The organism is Serratia sp. X10, from assembly GCF_017811775.1.
Classification (GTDB): Bacteria; Pseudomonadota; Gammaproteobacteria; order Enterobacterales; family Enterobacteriaceae; genus Serratia; species Serratia ureilytica.
Map to the genome: position 1 here is coordinate 613195 of NZ_JAEIOH010000003.1, position 17801 is coordinate 630995.

A 17801-nucleotide genomic window follows, 5' to 3' on the forward strand; every position below is an offset into this window, starting at 1 on the left:
TTTTCTCCCATTAGGCGATTAAACAGGGAAAATGGCAATCCTTTTTTCCTGCCGACAGGCTATGCTACGCCATAAATCAGCCCCCTATTCTGAGGCCAAATCATGACAAACTCTTGGGTAAAATATGCTATCGGTGAAATAGAAGCGGATTTTCAACGCTCCGCCGATACGCACCTGATTCGCCTGAACCTGCCGGCGTTTCCCGGCATCTGCCTGTACCTGAAAGATGAGAGCACCCACCCGACCGGCAGCCTGAAACACCGCCTGGCGCGCTCGCTGTTCCTTTACGGCCTGTGCAACGGCTGGATCACCGAGAACACCACCATCATCGAGGCCTCTTCCGGCAGCACGGCGGTGTCCGAAGCCTACTTCGCGCGGCTGATCGGTCTGCCGTTCATCGCGGTGATGCCGTCCTGCACCGCACGCCGCAAGGTAGAGCAGATCGCCTTTTACGGCGGCCGCTGTCACTTCGTCGATCACGCCGCCCAGATCTACGCCGCTTCCGAACAGCTGGCGAAAGAGCTGAACGGCCACTATATGGATCAGTTCACCTACGCCGAGCGCGCCACCGACTGGCGCGGCAACAACAATATCGCCGACAGCATCTTCCGCCAGATGGCGCGCGAACCCTTCCCGGTGCCGAAACACATCGTGATGAGCGCCGGCACCGGCGGCACCTCCGCCACGCTGGGGCGCTATATCCGCTATCAGGGGTACGACACCCGGTTGACGGTGGTCGATCCGGAAAACTCGGTGTTCTATGACTGCTTCCACCACGGCGATCGCACCCTGATCGGCAGCTGCGGCAGCCGTATCGAAGGCATCGGCCGCCCACGCGCCGAGCCGTCGTTCATCCCTTCGGTGGTCGATAACATGTTGCGGGTGCCGGACGCCGCCAGCGTCGCCACCATTCACTGGCTGGAGGCCGTGCTCGGCCGCAAGGTCGGCGCCTCCACCGGCACCAACGTCTGGGGCGCGCTGCAATTGGCGAAGCAGATGCGGGAAAACGGCGAGCAAGGGGCGATCGTCACCCTGCTGTGCGACAGCGGCGAGCGCTACCTCGATACCTATTACAACCCAGAGTGGGTCAGCAACAACATTGGTGATCTGCAACCGTATCTGGCGCAGCTGGCGGATTTGTAACACCGGGCGCAACGTAAAAAAAAGCCGGGTAGTCATACCCGGCCGGCTGTAAGGAGAACCTCATTATTCGGGGGAATAGGTGAGGCAAGGTGAACGCAGCCAATGTTGTAAATAATGAGCCACCGCCTGTTGTTGGCAGTGGCCGATAACCGGCAGCTGCGGCAGCAGGGATTTCAGCTGCGGCAGGGCGTTCCCCATCACCACGCCATGCCCCACCGCGCCCAGCATCTCTTTGTCGTTCATCGCGTCGCCGAACGCCATGCAGTCGGCCATCGTCAATCCCAGGTGACGGCTCAGCCGCTCCAGCGCCGCGCCCTTGTTGCAACCGAGCGGCAGCACCTCCAGGCAATCGTAAGCGGAGAAACACAGATCGGCCTCGCCGCCCAGCTGCGCCCGCAGCTGCACCTGCAATTCCAGCAACGCCTCATGCGGTGCGACAAAGCACACCTTGCTGTTGCCGAACGCCGGTAAGCGGCGCACGTCAGCCAGTTGGAAACGAAAGCCGCTCAGGTGATGCGCCTGCAGCATCTCTTCCGGCGCGGGGAACTCGGTCAGCCAACCTTCGTCGCGGAACACGTGCATGCTGGCGCGGGTGCGCCAATGATGATGCAGCACCTCTTCGGCGATCTCCGCCGGCAGATCGGTGGCGTGCAGCTGTTGGCCGCGGTTGTCATACACCCGCGTGCCGTTGCCGGTGATCAGATAGCCCTGCAGCCCCAGCTGCGCCATGATCGGTTGCGCATCGAGGTAGTGCCGCCCGGTGGCGAACGTCACCACCATCTCCCGCTCCACCAGCTGGTTCAGCACCGCCAGCGTTTCCGGGCCAACCCGGTGATCCGGCATCAACAGCGTGCCGTCCATATCGAAAGCCGCCAGGCGATACATAAAGACCTCATGAATGTGAACGCGATTACAATCAGTGCAGTATGGGATGGTATTTGCGGAAGTAATAGTGAACAATTTGGGAAAACTGTTCCGGATTTCTGCTCATGCGCCTGGTTCACCGTCTCAGCCAATATCAACGCCTGTATCAACAGCTCGGCAACGCGCCGGTCGCCGTGACCATCGGCGAGCTGGCGGCAATGTTCTACTGCAGCGAACGCCATGCCCGCACGCTGGTGCAGCAACTGCAGGATCAGGGCTGGCTGAGCTGGCATTCGCAGCCCGGCCGCGGCAAACGCGCCAGCCTGCACTGCCTGAAAACACCGGATGAGCTGCGCGCGCAGCTGTTGCAGCAGCTGTTGCAACAGGGCAATCATCAGGGGGCGCTGGAGATGGCACAGCTCGATCCGCAACACCTGCAGGATCTGCTCAGCCCTCACCTCGGCGGGCAATGGCAGGCCGGCAGCCCGACGCTGCGCATTCCCTATTACCGTACGCTGGAGGCGCTCGATCCGCTCACGCTGACCGGCCGCGCCGAGCAACATCTGGTGTCGACCCTGCACGCCGGGCTGACGCGCCTGATGACCGGTAACCCGGAGCCGCAGCCCGATCTGGCGCACCACTGGCAGATAAGCGATGGCGGCCTGCGCTGGCGGTTCTTTTTGCGTAGCCAGCTGCGCTGGCACAACGGCGAACCGTTGACCGGCCAGCAACTGCTGCAAACGCTGGAAAAACTGCTGGGCCATCCGCGCAGCCACCCCAGCCTGAGCAGCGTCGCGAACGTCAGCCTGCCGCATCCGCTGTGCATTCAGTTCGACCTGCACCTGCCGGACTATTGGCTGGCACACCGGCTGGCGGAGCTGCCTTGTCTGATGACGCACCCGGAACTGCCGGCCATCGGCGCCGGCCCATTTAAACTGGCGTTGAATGAACCGCAGTTGGTGAGGCTGGAACAGCATGCCGGTTACCATCTGCAGCATCCGTATCTGGACACTATCGAATACTGGATCACCCCCGATCTGCCCACCGCCGGCGCCGACGCCAGCTGCCGGCATCCGGTGCGCATCACCATCGGTCAGCAAGACGATTTGGCGCAGGCCCGGCCGGTGCAGCGCAGCATGAGCCTGGGCTGGTGTTATCTGGCGCTGAACCTGCGCCACGGTGTGCTGAGCGAAGCCCAGGGGCAAAAGCTGCTGATGCTGATCCAGCAGTCCGGCCTGCTCAGCCATCTGCCGATCCCCAACAGCGTGATCACCCCCAGCCATGAAATGCTGCCCGGCTGGCGCATCCCTCACCAGCGGATTGAAGAAGATGTCCCGCTGCCCGCTCGGCTGACATTGCTGTATCGGCCGCCGGTCGAGCTGGAAACGGTGACGGTCGCGCTACAGCGGCTGCTCGCGCAGCACGGCTGCGAGCTGGAAGTGCGTTACTACGCCGGCAAACGCTGGCAAAGCGAGGCGCAAATCGCCCAGGCCGACCTGCTGCTGGCGGACAACCTGATCGGCGAGGCGCCGGAGGCGACGTTGGAGAGCTGGCTGCGTCAGGATACGCTATGGCGCGGCATCCTGACGGCAAGCCGCTGGCAGCAGCAACAGGAGACGCTGCGGCAGATCCAGCAGCTGCAGGCGCAGCAACCGCGCTTCGAACGGCTGCAGGCCTATTATCAACAGCTGATGGCCGCCGCCATCATCACGCCGCTGTTCCACTACCAGTATCAGATCAGCGCGCCGCCGCGTATGCATGGCGTGACGCTGACCGCCCATGGCTGGTTCGATTTTTGCCAGGCGTGGCTGCCGCCACCGGTGGATGACGCACCGACCGGAGCCGAACCGCCCTGCGCCTGACGGCCCTTTCTGCTACTATTGTCGCCGCAACGCAATTTTTATCCTGCCGCCCGAATGTGTATCGGGAATGGCCAAAGCCCAAAAAGGTGATTTTATGAAGCGCGCGGTTGTCGTTTTCAGCGGTGGACAAGACTCCACGACCTGCTTGATCCAGGCATTGCAACAGTATGACGAAGTTCACTGCGTCACGTTCGATTACGGCCAGCGCCATCGCGCCGAAATTGAAGTGGCTCAGGAGCTGTCGGAGGCCCTCGGCGCCAAGGCGCACAAGGTGCTGGACGTGACGTTGCTCAATGAGCTGGCCATCAGCAGCCTGACTCGCGACAATATTCCGGTTCCCGCCTACGATCCCAATCAGAAAAACGCGCTGCCGAGCACCTTCGTGCCGGGCCGCAACATCCTGTTCCTGACGCTGGCGGCGATCTACGCCTACCAGGTGGAAGCGGAGGCAGTGATCACCGGAGTGTGTGAAACCGACTTCTCTGGCTACCCAGATTGCCGCGACGAGTTCGTCAAAGCGCTGAACCAGGCGGTGGTGTTGGGCATCGCCCGCGATATCCGCTTCGAAACGCCGTTGATGTGGCTGAACAAGGCCGAAACCTGGGCACTGGCGGACTATTACCAGCAGTTGGATCGGGTGCGTCAGGATACGCTGACCTGCTACAACGGCATCAAGGGTGACGGCTGCGGCGAATGCGCCGCCTGCAACCTGCGCGCCAATGGCCTGACGCAATATCGCGCCAACCAGGCGGAAGTGATGGCGGCGTTGAAACAGAAGGCCGGTCTGGCCTGAGGCAGCGACGGCGGCAGCCTCCGCCGCCGGTGAGCTGACTGCGAATGTTATTTGGGCGTGAGCGCTTCCAGGTGCTCGCGCAATTCCCCTTCAATCGGCAGCGCACGCTGCGTTTTCAGATCGACGCACACGAAAGTCAGCAGCGCGTCGGCCACCGGCGTCCCCGCCGGATCCTGCGTCACCTTCTGGCTCAGCACCCCGCTTTTGCCGTTGAGCTGCACCATCTGGCTGTCGATGCGCAGTTTATCCCCCAATACCGCCGGGCTGCGGTAATTGATATTGATGTTCACCACGATGAAAGCGATGTTGTTTTCCGTCATCCAGCGGAACCCTGCCTCGTTTTCCAGCCACTCCCAGCGCGCCTCCTCCAGAAACTCCAGATAGCGGGCATTGTTAACGTGCTGGTAGACATCAAGGTGATAACCGCGAACTTTGATAAAGGTTTGCATAGGGAACGATCGCTCCTGCCTGGTGATTACAGAAAGAGGGAGCCGCGTGGGCTCCCTCGCCCGTTTGGTCAACGCGCCAAACTGGTAAGACCTGTAAAATGTAGCAGAGTCGCCATTGCCTCAGCGGCATTTTGCCGCGCAGCCGCGACCGGGATCACATTTTCAGCCGAGTGCGGTTCTTCTCGAACAGCGCCGGTCCGATGCCCGGCACCTCCTGCAGTTGCTCAACCTGGGTGAATGGCCCGTTCTGTTCGCGATAGCGCACAATGCCTTCCGCCTTCTTCAGACCGACACCGTTCAAAGCCGCTGCGAGCTGTTCGGCGGTGGCCTGATTGATGCTGACCGCCGTCTCTTCGGCCGCCTTGGTCATCGCCTGTTGCCCGCCATTGCTCGTCGGGGTTGAGAGCATCGGCGCCGGCGCATCGGCTTTATCCGCCGCGGCGGCCGGCACCGCCAGGCATAACAACAGCGCGGCCAGCGCGGCTTTAACGTGATGACGGTAACCTGATAACGTTTTTTTCTCTGTATGTTGCATGCTGTATCCTCCTTGTGTGTGACAGCACGGCTACCTTGCCGCGGCGGCGGATATTCAGCAATCGGCGGATATCAGATGTGGAAAAGGCCGCGAAAGCGGCCTTTGTTTGTTGCACTGCGTTGCAGAAAAATGCGGCGATTACTGCGGCTGTTGCTCAGCGGCGCCCATTTTAATTTTGGCTTCTTTACGCAGGCTCGACAGCAGCGAATCGAAGGAAACGCCGGTCGCGCCCTCTTCCATCTTGCCGACGAAGGTTTTCATTTCGTCTTCCGGCAGCGTGCCTGGCTTCACCGCATCGAGTGCGATCAGCACCACGTTGTCCTGGCGATCCTGCGACATGCCGTACACCGGTTTGCCGTCCTGCGGGTGCGGCAGCGCGAACACGCTCTCCACCAGCTGGCTGTCTTCCGGCGCGCGCGCCATCTTCTGCACGGCGCCAAAGCTCAGGCCGGCGGCTTTCATCGCCTCGTCGCCCTTGCCCTGCTTCAGCTCAACCAGCAGCTTCTCGCCCTGCAGTTTCGCTTCCTGCACCGCCTTGTTGCGCTTCACCAGATCCGCCACGCGGTCTTTTACCTGGTCGAACGGCTCGATGCCTTCCGGCTTGTGGCCGCTCACGCGCACCACGAAGGCGCGGTCGCCGTCTACGGTGATCACATCGGAGTTACTGCCCGGCGCGCCGTTCTCGCCGATCAGCGAACCGTCGAAGATCGCCTGCACCACCGGCTTGAAGTTCAGCGCCGCAGGGATGTTGTCGCGGGTGAACCAGTCGGTTTGCGCCGCTTTCACACCGGCCGCTTCTTCAGCCGAGGCCAGGGATTCATTGTCGCTGGTCGCCGCTTCGCTCACCTTCTGCTGCAGCGCGTAATACGCATCTACCGCTTTCTCCTGCTTCACCTGCTTGGCGATAGCGTCATGCACTTCGCTCAGCGGCTTCAGTTTCTCTGGTTCGATGTCGTTCAAACGCACGATCAGGTAGCCGACGGAAGATTTCACCACGCCGGACAGCTGCCCTTTTTCAGTCAGGTTAGCCTGCTTCAGCTCGTCGGCGGTGGTTTCCGGCTCCAGCCAACCCAGTTCGCCGCCGGTACGGCGTGAAATGATGTCGGTGGATTTCTCTTTCGCCAGCGTGGCGAAATCGGCGCCCTTCTTCAGCTCGTCCAGCGCCGCATTGGCTTCCGCCTCGGTTTTCAGCTGGATCACGCTGTAGTTTTTACGCTCCGGCTGGCCGTAGCTGCTCTTGTGCTGGTCGTAGTAAGCGCTGATGTCCTCTTCGCTCACTTTCACCTTGTCCTGCATGGACGCGGCGTCCAGCGGGATATAGCTCACCTTCACCTGCTCCGGGGCGATGAAGCTGTTCTTGTTCTGATCGTAATACGCCTTCAGTTCGTCGTCGCCGGCGCTCTGTTTCGCCTGCAGCGCCTTCAGATCGATAGTCGCCAGACGCACGTCGCGCTCCTGCAGCACCAACGCCGCCATGGCTTGCGATTCGGACGGCAGCACGAAGCCGGATTCGCCGAAGGCCTGGATCAGCTGCTGATTGACCAGCTGCTGGCGCATCGACTGCGCGAAGTTGTCGGCGGTGTAGCCCATACGGCCGATCAGGTCGAGGTACTTGGCGTTATCGAACTGGCCGTTGGTTTGGAAATAAGGCGCCTTGCGGATGGCGTCCTTGATCTGATCGTCGCTGACCGCCAGGCCCAGCTTCTTGGCGTATTGGTCGAGCAGCATGTTGTCGATCAACTGGGACAACACCTGACGGCGCATCTGCTGCATGTAGCCTTCGTTGCCGGCCAGCGCAGAGAACTGGTCACCCAGCTGCTGCTGCATGCGGCTACGCTCGCTTTGGAAAGCCTGTTCCAGCTGAGCGCGTTCGATCGTCTGACCATTTACTTTCGCAGCATAATCGCCGGAGCCGCCGATCAGGTAGTTACCCACCCCGGTCAGGACGAATGACAGGATGATCAGGGCCAGGATGATTTTGAGCACGACGTGATTGGCAGCCGCGCGTAAATTGTCCATCATAGTGTGACAACACTCCGCTGTGATGTGGATTAACAACCCTTGTGCAGGCGCGTTCCCTGCGACAAAAATAAAAAAAGCGCATCAGTCCGATGCGCCTTGTATCTTACCTTACCAGCACCGCTGCGTCAGGTGATTGTTTATTACAAAACCCTGTTACGCTAAACGGTTAGACGCCAAATCAGTTTACAGCGTCTTTCAGCGCTTTCCCTGCACGGAAGGCCGGCACTTTGGCTGCCGCGATCTTGATTTCTTTACCGGTTTGCGGGTTACGGCCGGTACGAGCCGAACGTTCACGCACGGTGAAGGAACCGAAACCAACCAGAGCCACGTCATCCCCAGCTTTCAGAGAGTCGGTAACGGAAGCGATTACTGCGTCTAAAGCACGTCCAGCTGCCGCTTTGGAAATATCAGCACCTGCGGCAATCTTGTCGATCAGTTGTGACTTATTCACTCTATCATCCCCTCTAGAATTCTATCGTCGCACCGAAAAATCCCTACGGTTGCGACAGCGCAGCTGTTATATCAATCCCATCGAACCTTGGCAAGCCACCGACTGCGTGGCAAAACGTGGGCCGACAGAGATCTAACTTAGCGGTACAAAAAAATACTGGCAAGTCCGAAATGGCTTGCCAGTATAAGTTTTATCAATGGTTTTTGCGATTCGTCACTATTTTGCCGCTACCGGCAGTGCGCCGAAGGCCGGGTTTTGCAACGCAATGTTCAAAACTTCATCGATTCGCTGCACCGGATGAATCTCCAGATCGGCGATAACATTGTCCGGGATCTCTTCCAGATCGCGCTTGTTCTCGTAAGGGATCAGCACGGTTTTGATGCCGCCGCGATGCGCCGCCAACAGCTTCTCTTTCAGGCCACCGATCGGCAACACCTGGCCGCGCAGCGTGATCTCGCCGGTCATCGCCACATCGGCGCGTACCGGGTTGCCGGTCAGGCAGGAGACCAGCGCAGTGCACATCGCGATACCGGCGCTCGGGCCGTCTTTCGGCGTCGCCCCTTCCGGCACGTGCACGTGGATGTCGCGCTTCTCGTAGAAATCGGCGTTGATGCCCAATTTCTCCGCGCGCGCGCGCACCACGGTCAGCGCCGCCTGAATCGATTCCTGCATCACTTCACCCAGAGAACCGGTGTAAGTCAGCTTGCCTTTGCCCGGCACGCAGGCGGTTTCGATGGTCAGCAGATCGCCGCCCACTTCCGTCCATGCCAGCCCGGTGACTTCGCCCACGCGGTTTTCGGTATCCGCACGGCCGTAATCGACGCGCTGCACGCCCAGGTAGTCCTTCAGGTTGTCGCCGTTGATCTCGATGTGCTTGCGCTTCTTGTCCATCAGCAGCGTTTTCACCGCTTTACGGCACAGTTTGGAGATTTCACGCTCCAGGCTGCGCACCCCGGCTTCGCGGGTGTAGAAGCGAATGATGCCGATGATGGCGCTGTCGTCGACCGTCAGCTCGCCTTTTTTCAGCGCGTTGCGCTCAAGCTGCTTCGGCAGCAGGTGCTGTTTGGCGATGTTGAGCTTTTCGTCCTCGGTATAACCCGACAGACGGATCACTTCCATACGGTCCAGCAGCGGCGCAGGGATGTTCATCGAGTTGGAGGTGGCGACGAACATCACGTCGGACAGATCGTAATCCACTTCCAGGTAGTGGTCGTTGAACGCCACGTTCTGTTCCGGATCCAGCACCTCCAGCAGAGCGGAAGCCGGATCGCCGCGCATGTCGGAAGACATCTTGTCGATCTCATCCAGCAGGAACAGCGGGTTCTTCACCCCCACCTTGGCCATTTTCTGGATCAGTTTGCCCGGCATCGATCCGATGTAGGTACGGCGGTGACCGCGGATTTCCGCTTCGTCACGCACGCCGCCCAACGCCATGCGCACGTACTGGCGCCCGGTCGCTTTGGCGATCGACTGCCCCAGCGAGGTTTTACCCACGCCCGGCGGCCCAACCAGACACAGGATAGGCCCTTTGATTTTGCTGACGCGGCTCTGCACCGCGAGGTACTCGAGGATGCGATCCTTGACGCGCTCCAGGCCGTAGTGATCGGTATCGAGCACTTCCTGCGCCTTGACCAGGTCTTTTTTCACCTTGCTGCGCGCGTTCCACGGTACCTGCAGCATCCAGTCGATGTAGCCGCGCACCACGGTCGCTTCCGCCGACATCGGCGACATCATCTTCAGCTTTTGCAGTTCCGCTTCGGTTTTCTCGCGCGCCTCTTTCGGCATTTTCGCCGCATCGATCTTGCGCTTCAGCGCTTCGTGCTCGTCCGGCGCGTCGTCCATTTCGCCCAGTTCTTTCTGAATCGCCTTCATCTGCTCATTCAGATAGTACTCGCGCTGGCTCTTCTCCATCTGCTTCTTGACGCGGTTGCGGATGCGTTTCTCAACCTGCAGCAGGTCGATCTCCGACTCCATCATCGCCATCAGGTATTCCAGACGCTCGGTGATGTCGGACATCTCGAGCACCGACTGTTTGTCGCTGAGTTTCAGCGGCATGTGGGCGGCGATGGTGTCCGCCAGGCGCGCGGCGTCGTCGATGCTGTTCAGTGACGTCAGCACCTCCGGCGGGATTTTTTTGTTCAGTTTGATATAGCCTTCAAACTGATTGATCGCGGTGCGCACCAGCACTTCCTGCTCGCGCTCGTCGATAGCCGGCGATTCAAGGTATTCCGCCTGCGCGGCAAAATGCTCACCGCTGTCGGACAGCGTAGTGATGCGTGCGCGCTGCAGCCCCTCGACCAGCACTTTTACCGTGCCGTCCGGCAGCTTCAGCATCTGCAGGATCGACGCTACGGTGCCAACCGAGAACAAGTCGTTAATGCCAGGTTCATCCGTTGAGGCCTCTTTCTGTGCCACCAGCATGATCTTCTTATCGTGATCCATTGCGGCTTCGAGGCACCGAATCGATTTTTCCCGGCCAACAAATAACGGGATCACCATGTGCGGATAAACCACCACGTCGCGCAATGGCAAAACGGGGATTTCAATGCGTTCGGAACGCTCAGGGTTCATAGAGCTCTCTCTTAGTTTAATTTCCGCCAGGTTGAGGGGGAATCTCATGAGACGCAAGCATCTAACGTTTCATAAAATCTGGTTAATGAGTATATGGGGATGAATCTCTTACATTCAACGGCAAGAATGCAGGAAAAAGAAATGGGGGATGAAATCCCCCATTTTGCTGATAACGCGCTGGTTTAACTGGCTAATTATTCGCCAGACGCCTGGGCTTCCGGCTTGCCGTAAATCAGCAGCGGTTTGGATTGACCGGCGATCACCGACTCGTCGATCACCACTTTGTCCACGCTGTCCATCGACGGCAGATCGTACATGGTATCGAGCAGCGCGCCTTCCACGATGGAACGCAGGCCGCGGGCGCCGGTTTTGCGCGCCATGGCTTTCTTGGCGATGGCGTTCAGCGCTTCGTCACGGAACTCCAGCTCCACGCCTTCCAGGTTGAACAGCGCCTGATACTGCTTGGTCAGAGCGTTCTTCGGCTCTTTCAGGATCTGAATCAGCGCGTCTTCGCTCAGCTCGCTCAGGGTCGCCACCACCGGCAGACGGCCGATGAACTCAGGGATCAGACCGAACTTGATCAAATCTTCCGGTTCGGCCTGCAGCAACAGTTCGCCTTCGGTGGCTTTCTCGGACTCGCCCTTGACGGTCGCGCCGAAGCCGATGCCAGAGCCGGTGTTGACGCGCTGACCGATCACCTTATCCAGGCCGGCAAATGCGCCGCCGCAGATAAACAGGATCTTGGAGGTATCGACCTGCAGGAACTCCTGCTGCGGATGCTTGCGCCCGCCCTGCGGCGGAACCGCGGCGATGGTGCCTTCAATCAGCTTCAGCAGCGCCTGCTGCACGCCTTCACCCGAAACGTCACGCGTGATAGACGGGTTGTCGGACTTGCGGGAAATCTTATCGATTTCATCGATATAAACGATGCCGCGCTGCGCTTTCTGCACGTCATAGTCACATTTTTGCAACAGCTTCTGGATAATATTTTCCACGTCCTCGCCCACGTAACCGGCTTCGGTCAGCGTGGTGGCGTCGGCCATGGTGAACGGCACGTCCAGGAAGCGCGCCAGCGTTTCCGCCAGCAGGGTCTTGCCGCTACCGGTCGGGCCAATCAGCAAGATGTTGCTCTTGCCCAACTCGATACCGTTGCTGGTATCGCCGTTGCGCAGGCGTTTGTAGTGGTTGTACACCGCAACCGCCAACACTTTCTTCGCCTGCTCCTGACCGATGACGTAGTCATCCAGGTGGTGGCGGATTTCGTGCGGCGTCGGCAGCGCACTGCGCTCACGATGCGGGGCAACTTCTTTAATCTCTTCGCGAATAATGTCGTTACACAGATCGACACATTCATCGCAGATATACACTGACGGCCCGGCAATCAGCTTACGCACTTCATGCTGGCTTTTGCCGCAAAAAGAGCAGTACAGCAGCTTTCCTGAACCGTCTTTGCGCTTATCTGTCATCAGTCAAACCTCTTCTTTAGTCTTGTCCCGCAGGAAAATCACGGCGGCAGTGCGCCCAAACTCATATCGGGAACGCCGGGGGGCTACAACAGAGCGAGCCCCTGCCCACTCTGATTACTATAGTCCATCGGCGCCGCGTGGTTCTAGCTGCGGTGTGTCAGAATGCCGTCAACCAGGCCGTATTCCACGGCTTCTTCCGCGGTCATAAAGCGATCGCGCTCGGTATCGCGCTCGATCTGCTCCAGCGGCTGGCCGGTATGCTCGGCCATCAGTTCATTCATGCGCGCTTTCACCTTGAGGATTTCACGCGCGTGGATTTCGATGTCCGTCGCCTGGCCCTGGTAGCCGCCCAGCGGCTGGTGAATCATCACACGCGAGTTCGGCAAGCAGAAACGTTTGCCTTTGGCGCCCGCGGTCAGCAGGAAGGAGCCCATCGAGCACGCCTGCCCCATACAGATGGTGCTGACGTCCGGCTTGATGAACTTCATGGTGTCGTAAATCGACATGCCCGCGGTGATCACCCCGCCCGGCGAGTTGATGTAGAGGAAAATGTCTTTTTCCGGGCTTTCCGCTTCGAGGAACAGCATTTGCGCCACGATCAGGTTGGCCATGTGATCTTCCACCTGGCCGGTCAGGAAAATGATGCGCTCTTTCAGCAGGCGGGAATAGATGTCGTAAGAACGCTCCCCGCGTGAAGTCTGCTCTACCACCATCGGCACCAGCGCCATGTTCGGTGCAAATTGATCTCGTTCGCCACTGTATGACATTACCGTCTCCTAATAGAAATTGCCTTGGCGGCCAGGGTGTCACCCTAATACGCCGATTCTACTTGAGAACGGCCATGATGACTATGCTCAAGCATTCGACCCGCGCCACACGTACCCGACGGTTATTTCATCCCGCGCACTTTGGCAAACAGCCCCAGAATTATTCTTTACAGATTGGGGGAGCCCGGCGCGATTTCAAGCCCAGAGGCCGATTTTCTCCGCGCGCCGGAAACGATGCCGTTATTCTGACCGTTATCATGCCAGCCAGTTCCCCAAGCAACAGGGTAAATATAGTGCATATTGCCCCGCTTAACCTGAGATTAATCAGCAACGTGGCAAAAAGAAAAGCCCGCAACCTGAGGTTGCGGGCTTTTTCATCGTGCGCCGGTTCGCCAGGCGAAACCGGGGGCGCCGTTCATCGCACCCGGCACGCAGGCATTACGCCTGTTGAGTTTGGTTCATCAGCTCGCTGAAGGTAGTGGCTTTTTCAGTCACTTTCGCTTTTGCCAGCAGGGCTTCAACCGCTTGCTCTTCCAGAGCCACGTTGCGCATGTTGTTCATCAGCTCTTTGTTTTTGCTGTAGAACTCGATGACTTCGTTCGGATCTTCGTAGGCGGAGGCCATTTCTTCGATCAGCGTCTTCACGCGATCTTCGTCAGCTTTCAGGTCGTTGGTGCTGATCACTTCGCCCAGCAGCAGGCCAACCACTACGCGGCGTTTGGCTTGCTCTTCGAACAGCTCGCGTGGCAGTTCCAGCGCTTGCTTCTCGTTGCCGCCGAAACGCTGTGCAGCCTGACGACGCAGCACGTCGATTTCGCCGTCGATCAGCGCAGCAGGCACGTCGATTTCGTTCGCGCTCACCAGGCCTTCGATCGCCTGAGACTTGATGCGGTTACGCACGGCGCCTTTCAGCTCGCGCTCCATGTTCTTGCGAACTTCGGTGCGCAGGCCGGCAACGGAACCGTCCGCTACGCCGAAACGCTTGATGAACTCTTCGGTCAGTTCCGGCAGCTCGCGCTCTTCAACTTTCTTCAGCACGATAGCGAATTTGGCCGCTTTGCCCTTCAGGTTTTCCGCGTGGTAGTCTTCCGGGAAGTTCACGTCGATGGAGAACTCTTCGCCCGCTTTGTGACCGACCAGACCTTCTTCGAAGCCTGGGATCATGCGGCCCTGGCCCATTGCCAGCACGAAGTCGGACGCTTTGCCGCCTTCGAACTCTTCACCGTCGATAGAACCGGTGAAGTCAACGGTCACGCGATCTTCAGCTTCCGCCGCGCGATCGGTTTCTTTCCAGGTCGCCTGCTGCTTGCGCAGAGTGTCCAGCATCGCGTCGACGTCTTCGTCGTTCACTTCAACTACGGGTTTTTCAACTTCGATGTTTTCCAGGCCTTTCAGCTCAACTTCCGGATACACTTCGAATTCAACGGCGAAAGTGAAGTCTTCACCTTCTTTGTACTCGCCCGGCACGTAGTTTGGCGCGCCGGCCGGATTAATCTTTTCTTTGATGATCGCGTCAACGAAGCTGCGCTGCATCGCTTCGCCCAGCACGTCCTGACGAACAGAGGCGCCGTAACGCTGTTCCACGATGTTCATCGGCACTTTGCCTTTGCGGAAGCCGTCGATACGCACGCTTTTCGCTGCGTTGATCAGCTCTTTCTTCACCGCCTGCTTGATAGTATCAGCCGGTACAGTAATAGAGAGACGGCGCCCAAGGCCTTGAGTGGTTTCTACTGAAACTTGCATCTTGTTACCTCAAAAAAATCACAGTGCTCGGTCAACTCCGTTCCAAGAACCAGGACGGCTACAATAAGAACCGAGTTCCCTGATGACAGAAGCGTCCCGAAACCATTCCGGAAAAATAAGACGCGACATTATAGCGGCGCATGCATGGCGAGTCGAGGAAAGCTAGGCGGCACAGGCGCGCTAAAAATCACACTTTTGTCGATTCAATCGCCAAAAGGCCGCCAAAACAGACCGAACATTGGCCATATTGCGCATCGGCCGTGTCGTCGTCAAAAACAGAAACGGCCCGCAGGCCGTTTCAAAATTCGTCAGTAGTAATACCCTAATTCGAGGGCAAAGTTCCACTGATACCTGAAAATTTCCCCCTCAGGCCAGCGTCCCGGCGCCGCGGCACGGCGGCGAGGCCGGCACGGTATCCTGCAACCCTTCCCACTCTTTGAGCGTATAGGTGTGCAGCGCCAGCGCGTGTACGCCATCGGCCAACTCTTCCGACAATACCCCGTAGATGGAGCGGTGACGCGTCAAAAACCGTTCGCCGACGAAGCGATCGCTGACCAATACCACTTTGAAATGACTTTCTGAACCCGCCGGAACGTTATGACGATAGCTTTCATCAACGACTTCCAGATACGCGGGCTCAAACGCCGCCCTTAACTTTGCTTCTATTTGCTCGCGAATCATAGGATCTCCTTACAACACCGGCAGAGGACCGTGCCCATCTAGTTCAATATTAGCCGGTTTTCCCCCGTTTAGACCATCGCCTGGACAAATTTCTCTTTTCTGCGGTCAGAGGATGAGCGTCATCCCCGCCACTTGGGGGATTATCCGATTGAGCGAGCCAAAAAAGCGTGTTTTTATCAACGGCAGGTAAAAATTTGTCACTCAGGCGCCTTCCGCGCTTCCACCGCACGGCGGCGATGCTATGATGTCGGCAATTCGTTGTCGGCTATCCCGCTCTGATTATTGCTAAATCCATCGAGAATGAGACAGAAAACATGTTAAAGAAACTTTGTCTTCCTTTGCTGGCCGCCTTGCTGCTGGCCGGCTGTGCGACCAGCAGCAACACCCTGAACGTCACGCCGAAAATCGTTCTGCCGCAGCAGGATCCTACCCTGCAGGGCATCACCATCAGCATCAACGGCGCGGATCAGCGCACCGATCAGGCGCTGGCCAAGGTGAACCGCGACGGCCAACTGGTCACGCTGACGCCGTCGCGCGATCTGCGTTTCCTGCTGCAGGAAGTGCTGGAGAAACAAATGGGCGCCCGCGGTTACATGATTGGCGCCGACGGCCCGGTCGCGCTGCAGGTGGTCGTCAATAATCTGTACGCGGACGTATCCGAAGGCAACCTGCGCTACAACATCACCACCAAAGCCGACATCTCGATCATCGCCCAGGCGAAGAACGGCAACAAGCAGGTGAAAAACTACCGCTCGACCTATAACGTGCAGGGTGCCTTCACGGCGACCAACGACAAGATCACCGACGCCGTCAACTCCGTGCTGGGCGACGTGATCGCCGACATGGCGCAGGACACCAGCGTCAACGACTTTATCAAGCAAAACGCGCGCTAATCGGCGCGCCTGGCGCCGCCCGGCGGATCGGGCGGCGCAGACAGGGAACTCATGTCGAAACACTATCTGAACATCTTCACCCAGCGTAACTCCGCCATTCTGCTGCTGCTGGGCTTCGCGTCGGGTCTGCCGCTGGCATTGACCTCCGGCACGCTGCAAGCCTGGATGACTGTCGAAAACATCGATCTGAAAACCATCGGCATCTTCTCGCTGGTGGGCCAGGCCTACGTCTTCAAATTCCTCTGGTCGCCCTTCATGGATCGCTATACCCCGCCGTTCCTCGGGCGGCGGCGCGGTTGGCTGCTGATCAGCCAGCTGCTGCTGGTGGCGGCGATCGTGGCGATGGGCTTTATGCAGCCCGCGCAGCACCTGTGGTGGCTGGCGGCGTTGGCGGTGCTGGTGGCGTTCTGCTCCGCCTCGCAAGACATCGTGTTCGACGCCTATAAAACCGACCTGCTGAAAGCCGAAGAACGCGGCGCGGGCGCGGCAATATCGGTGCTGGGTTATCGGCTGGCGATGCTGGTTTCCGGCGGCCTGGCGCTGTGGCTGGCGGATCGCTATTTCGGCTGGCAAGCCACCTACTGGCTGATGGCCGGGTTGATGCTGATCGGCGTGGCCGCCACGCTGATGGCGCCGGAACCGGATGAAAGCATCCCGGCGCCGCGCACCATGGAACAGGCGGTCGTCGCGCCGCTGCGCGATTTCTTTGGCCGCAACAACGCCTGGCTGATCCTGCTGCTGATCGTGATGTACAAAATGGGCGACGCCTTCGCCGGCAGCCTGAGCACTACCTTCCTGATCCGCGGCGTGGGGTTCGACGCCGGTGAAGTGGGGCTGGTGAACAAGACCCTCGGCCTGTTCGCCACCATCGTCGGCGCTCTGTTCGGCGGCGTGCTGATGCAGCGTCTCACCCTGTTCCGCGCCCTGATGCTGTTCGGCGTCCTGCAGGCGGTCTCCAATCTCGGCTATTGGATCCTGGCGGTGACCGACAAGAGCCTGCTCACCATGGGCAGCGCCATTTTCCTCGAAAACCTGTGCGGCGGCATGGGCACCGCGGCCTTCGTCGCGCTGCTGATGACGCTGTGCAACCGGTCGTTCTCCGCCACTCAGTTCGCGCTGCTGTCGGCGCTGTCCGCCGTGGGCCGCGTTTATGTCGGCCCGATCGCCGGCTGGTTCGTCGAAGCTCACGGCTGGCCGCTGTTCTACCTGTTCTCGATCGCCGCCGCCCTGCCCGGCTTGCTGCTGCTCGGCGTCTGCCGCCAAACGCTGGAACACACCCAGCAGCATGGCGACTTTATGCCGCGCACCGAGTTTTCAGGGTTTTACCGCTGGGCGCTGCACCTGCTGACGCTGGGCTGCTCGCTGCTGGGGGTGTGGCTGCTGCTGCTGATCGCCAATGCGCTCGACTGGACGCAGGCGCCGCTGTTGGCCGACCGGCTGCTGCAGATCGGCACCGCATTGAGCCTGCTCGGCGTCGCGATGGGCAGCATGCTGGATTATCTGGCGCTGCGCCGCGCTCGTTTGGCGTAACCCGACCGGCCGGCGATTTTGCCGGCCGAAA

15 protein-coding genes are annotated in these 17801 nt (G+C 59.3%); 5 read left to right on the forward strand and 10 right to left on the reverse strand.

Translation table 11 applies throughout. The annotated features are described in order from the left end of the window. The first annotated feature begins 102 nt into the window (after nt 1–102). Nucleotides 103–1143, forward strand: coding sequence for a PLP-dependent cysteine synthase family protein (locus J9788_RS13340; RefSeq protein WP_046897524.1), 1041 nt, complete (start codon nt 103–105; stop codon nt 1141–1143). A 63-nt stretch (nt 1144–1206) separates the two neighbouring features. Here J9788_RS13340 and cof read toward each other — a convergent pair whose 3' ends face one another. Further along, entirely contained in the window at nt 1207–2028 is an 822-nt protein-coding gene (gene cof, locus J9788_RS13345) for an HMP-PP phosphatase (protein WP_046897525.1), read from the reverse strand. Nucleotides 2029–2132: 104 nt separating this feature from the next. Between cof and J9788_RS13350 the strand changes: the two genes are divergently transcribed. Continuing rightward, complete coding sequence (locus tag J9788_RS13350; protein ID WP_182265026.1) at nt 2133–3869, forward strand: SgrR family transcriptional regulator; 1737 nt, start codon at nt 2133–2135, stop codon at nt 3867–3869. Between the two features lie 94 nt (nt 3870–3963). Continuing rightward, a complete protein-coding gene (queC, locus tag J9788_RS13355) occupies nt 3964–4662 on the forward strand; it encodes a 7-cyano-7-deazaguanine synthase QueC (protein WP_033644204.1) in 699 nt (232 codons plus the stop codon). A gap of 47 nt (nt 4663–4709) precedes the next feature. Here the strand turns inward: queC and J9788_RS13360 are convergent, their stop codons facing one another. The 9 genes from J9788_RS13360 to bolA all read right to left on the reverse strand — a co-directional run bounded on the left by J9788_RS13360 (nt 4710) and on the right by bolA (nt 15347). Continuing rightward, nucleotides 4710–5111, reverse strand: a complete 402-nt coding sequence (locus tag J9788_RS13360) for a thioesterase family protein (RefSeq protein WP_033642075.1) — start codon at nt 5109–5111, stop codon at nt 4710–4712. A 154-nt stretch (nt 5112–5265) separates the two neighbouring features. Continuing rightward, nucleotides 5266–5646: a ComEA family DNA-binding protein gene (locus J9788_RS13365; protein ID WP_046897527.1), complete on the reverse strand. Its 381-nt coding sequence runs from the start codon at nt 5644–5646 to the stop codon at nt 5266–5268. Between the two features lie 138 nt (nt 5647–5784). Beyond that, on the reverse strand, nt 5785–7668 hold the full coding sequence (gene ppiD / locus J9788_RS13370; RefSeq protein ID WP_182265027.1) for a peptidylprolyl isomerase: 1884 nt from the start codon (nt 7666–7668) through the stop codon (nt 5785–5787). A 178-nt stretch (nt 7669–7846) separates the two neighbouring features. Beyond that, nucleotides 7847–8119, reverse strand: a complete 273-nt coding sequence (gene hupB / locus J9788_RS13375; protein ID WP_004940351.1) for a nucleoid-associated protein HU-beta — start codon at nt 8117–8119, stop codon at nt 7847–7849. Between the two features lie 216 nt (nt 8120–8335). Beyond that, nucleotides 8336–10690, reverse strand: a complete 2355-nt coding sequence (lon, locus tag J9788_RS13380; RefSeq protein ID WP_019454189.1) for an endopeptidase La — start codon at nt 10688–10690, stop codon at nt 8336–8338. Nucleotides 10691–10884: 194 nt separating this feature from the next. Then, nucleotides 10885–12156 (reverse strand): ATP-dependent protease ATP-binding subunit ClpX, encoded by a 1272-nt coding sequence (gene clpX / locus J9788_RS13385; RefSeq protein WP_004940354.1) that lies wholly within the window; start codon nt 12154–12156, stop codon nt 10885–10887. 143 nt (nt 12157–12299) lie between these two features. Next, nucleotides 12300–12923 carry an ATP-dependent Clp endopeptidase proteolytic subunit ClpP gene (gene clpP, locus J9788_RS13390; protein WP_016928858.1) on the reverse strand — a complete coding sequence of 208 codons (624 nt, stop codon included), beginning with the start codon at nt 12921–12923 and terminating at the stop codon, nt 12300–12302. Between the two features lie 438 nt (nt 12924–13361). Further along, the gene (tig, locus tag J9788_RS13395) at nt 13362–14666 is read right to left on the reverse strand and encodes a trigger factor (protein ID WP_182265028.1); all 1305 of its coding nucleotides are present in this window, start codon (nt 14664–14666) and stop codon (nt 13362–13364) included. A gap of 366 nt (nt 14667–15032) precedes the next feature. Next, nucleotides 15033–15347, reverse strand: coding sequence for a transcriptional regulator BolA (bolA, locus tag J9788_RS13400; protein ID WP_004940361.1), 315 nt, complete (start codon nt 15345–15347; stop codon nt 15033–15035). Nucleotides 15348–15661: 314 nt separating this feature from the next. Here bolA and J9788_RS13405 point away from each other — a divergent pair, with 314 nt between their 5' ends. Together J9788_RS13405 and ampG are read left to right on the forward strand one after the other, a co-directional pair. Further along, the gene (locus J9788_RS13405) at nt 15662–16240 is read left to right on the forward strand and encodes a lipoprotein (RefSeq protein WP_042783787.1); all 579 of its coding nucleotides are present in this window, start codon (nt 15662–15664) and stop codon (nt 16238–16240) included. A gap of 51 nt (nt 16241–16291) precedes the next feature. Further along, complete coding sequence (gene ampG / locus J9788_RS13410; RefSeq protein WP_182265029.1) at nt 16292–17770, forward strand: muropeptide MFS transporter AmpG; 1479 nt, start codon at nt 16292–16294, stop codon at nt 17768–17770. The last annotated feature ends 31 nt before the right edge of the window (nt 17771–17801 follow it).